Here is a 2,483-nt window from a genome sequence, read left to right on the forward strand (position 1 = left end):
AACTCGACCCTAGCAAAATCAAGTACTTACGATCTCGTGTTCACTGCGCGTTCCGCCAGCGCTGTCCAACTTGGGCTAGACGCTTTCCCTCAAATGTGGATAGGTCCTTTAATTCCGGGTAGCCGTCAACCTCAGCTCGACTTTGTACGTTTTCGGTCAGGTCCAAGTCCAGAAGATGCTGTTTTCAGCGATATGGTCGAGGACCTGATCGAGTGGCAAGACGCATCCGCCCATATCGTCAATATCTTCCCATTTTCGCCGGTGTGACCAGTAGCCGAGCCTGACTTCGTCGCGCGTGCCGACAGGCTTGAGGCGGGCGATCGGCGCGTCGGTTTCCAGCAGATAGAGATGGTAAGCGCCTTTGTCCTCGTACCATCCGACGCCGCCGCCGTTGGCCGCGTCGAACGTCTCGATGCGCAGAATGATTTCCTCGTCTTTCATGGTGCATCTATAGCTGCCGTCGGTTCACAGCATATTCGAGTCACCTCGCCGCATGGCAACAGCCCAAGCGTTGCAACGTGCTTCAGTCGGGATTTTCAAGCATGGAATGTTGGACCAGAACAAGGCCGTTATCGGCGATCCCGTCCCCCAGATACTGCGCCAATGGCTGCAGGCATGGCGTCGCTGTTTTACGGCTCCCAGCTGGGAGCATGTACTTGTTCTTGTGATGGGCGGCCTGCTGGCCACGGGGAAACGGACCGTTACGTCTTGCCTGCGTGTGACCGGCCGAGCCGATGCTTCCAACTTTGCAACTTATCACCAGATCCTCAACCGCGCCCGCTGGAGCTCGCGTGCCGTTGCGAGGCGTTTACTGGGCATTGTGGTCGAACGGCTGCCATCGCCGACGGCTGCCACAATCGCTGTCGCCGTAATTGGGCCCACGCCCGGAGCAGTAGCCAGACGCTGGCTGTCCGGGTTGGATTTGTGCCAGGTGACGATCCGCTTCTCCATCTCGCCAAGCTTATCGGTTAGTGTGTCGATGTGCCGGAAAAGACATCGCAACGCTTCTCGCGCTTCGTCCGGGACGACGGTCTTGTCCGAGGTTGCAAGACGCTCGCTCAATATCGCGAGCTGTCGCACGCCCTTGCCCGCGATAAGCCCGTATTCGCCCAGCAGTCCGCGCAGTGCATTGATCGTCGCCGTTCGCTGTCGGACCAACAGGCTGCGGACACGATGTAAAGCCAGAACAGCCTGTTGCTGCCTCGTCTTGATAGGAACGAACCGCATGTTCGGCTTGGCGACGGCCTCGCATATGGCCTCCGCGTCGGCGGCGTCCGTCTTGTTCCGCTTCACTAATCACGAGGTTCCCATAATGCGGAGGAACGCGGCCTGATTGGCGGATTTCTGCCGATTTCATCCATGTTCCTCCGCATTATTTCAGAGTGTGTCGAGCCAGGCGAGCACGCTTGCATCGCGCTTCCAAGGTGGCTGGCCGCCGGGTGTTGTTGGAACGGCGACCTTCTCCAAGGCTTTCCGCTTCGTTCCGAGATTGGCCCTGGCATAGTGATTGGTCGTGTCGAGGCTCACATGGCCGAGCCAGCTTCGGATGACCGTAACGTCGACGCCCGCCGAGATGAGGTGCACGGCGGTGGCGTGCCGGAAGGCGTGTGGCGTCACATGCTTGGCACGCAGCGTTGGCGTTGTTTCGGCGGCGACCCTCGGTTCCGACGCCGGAGCGCGCTTGATCGGGATGTGGAGGATTTCGACGCATTGCGCGATCGATGCGGGATCCTTGGTGGCCACGAAGTGGAAGAAGCTGCGGATCGCAGCAAGCCGGCAGTTGCGCGTGCCGATCGTACTACTGCGTTCATGTTCGGCATGGCTGAGGAACGCGATGACCTCGCTGGCTGTCAGATCGGCCAGTGTGTCAATGACACTGTAAAATTCCCCACTTCCGGGCTCTCCCGCACTTTCGGTGCAACCTGATGGAATCCCATTGATTCAGCGGAAGAATCTTAAGGAGGTCCTTTCGCCATGCCGAAACGCATCTTGCCGCTCATCCCGGCACCTTTGGTTGTCGATTATGTTCAACAGATTGCCAATGAAGTCGTGGTGCATTGCCGCGCCCGCTCACCTGTCGCTCGGTGCCCCAACTGTCGGCGGGCATCAACCCGTCTGCATAGCCGTTATAATCGGCGTATTGCGGATTTGCCCTGGCAAGGGCGCTCAGTAACGATCCAGCTTCGTGTGCGGCGCCTGCGCTGCGTCAATCAACGTTGCAGGCGTCGCATTTTTGCAGAATCTCTCAAAGATGTGGTGGCACGACGTGGCCGGCGGACCCAGCGACTTGGCGAAATTCAATGATGTGTTGGACTTGCGCTAGGCCGTGTTGACAAAAAGGGATTTTCAACCGGCCCAAGTTCTGATTCATATGTGGACGCCCCCTATGGCAAGGGCTTTTTGTCGGGACGGGTTTGATCGGTTGCTTTCATATGTCCGGCCTATTTGTGCGGGCGTGATTTGACCGCTGGCCCTGATGGAAA

General features: G+C 58.4%; 2 protein-coding genes and 3 pseudogenes. 2 read left to right on the forward strand and 3 right to left on the reverse strand.

All coding sequences use genetic code 11. From position 1 onward, the window contains the following. Window positions 1-156: 156 nt before the first annotated feature. Window positions 157-441 (reverse strand): hypothetical protein, encoded by a 285-nt coding sequence (locus V2I08_RS20280; protein WP_349636559.1) that lies wholly within the window; start codon window positions 439-441, stop codon window positions 157-159. A gap of 226 nt (window positions 442-667) precedes the next feature. On the opposite strand from V2I08_RS20280, the pseudogene V2I08_RS20285 reads away from it, so the two are divergent. Then, window positions 668-805: pseudogene (locus V2I08_RS20285) on the forward strand (hypothetical protein); the annotation flags it as partial. 32 nt (window positions 806-837) lie between these two features. Here V2I08_RS20285 and V2I08_RS20290 read toward each other — a convergent pair. Both V2I08_RS20290 and V2I08_RS20295 read right to left on the reverse strand, forming a co-directional pair. After that, window positions 838-1,293, reverse strand: a pseudogene (locus tag V2I08_RS20290) (IS110 family transposase); the annotation flags it as partial. Window positions 1,294-1,377: 84 nt separating this feature from the next. Continuing rightward, window positions 1,378-1,866: pseudogene (locus V2I08_RS20295) on the reverse strand (tyrosine-type recombinase/integrase); the annotation flags it as partial. Between the two features lie 108 nt (window positions 1,867-1,974). Between V2I08_RS20295 and V2I08_RS20300 the strand changes: the two are divergent. After that, window positions 1,975-2,304 (forward strand): transposase family protein, encoded by a 330-nt coding sequence (locus V2I08_RS20300; protein WP_349636561.1) that lies wholly within the window; start codon window positions 1,975-1,977, stop codon window positions 2,302-2,304. Window positions 2,305-2,483: the final 179 nt, after the last annotated feature.

This window comes from Sphingobium sp. MK2, assembly GCF_040170545.1.
GTDB lineage: Bacteria > Pseudomonadota > Alphaproteobacteria > Sphingomonadales > Sphingomonadaceae > Sphingobium.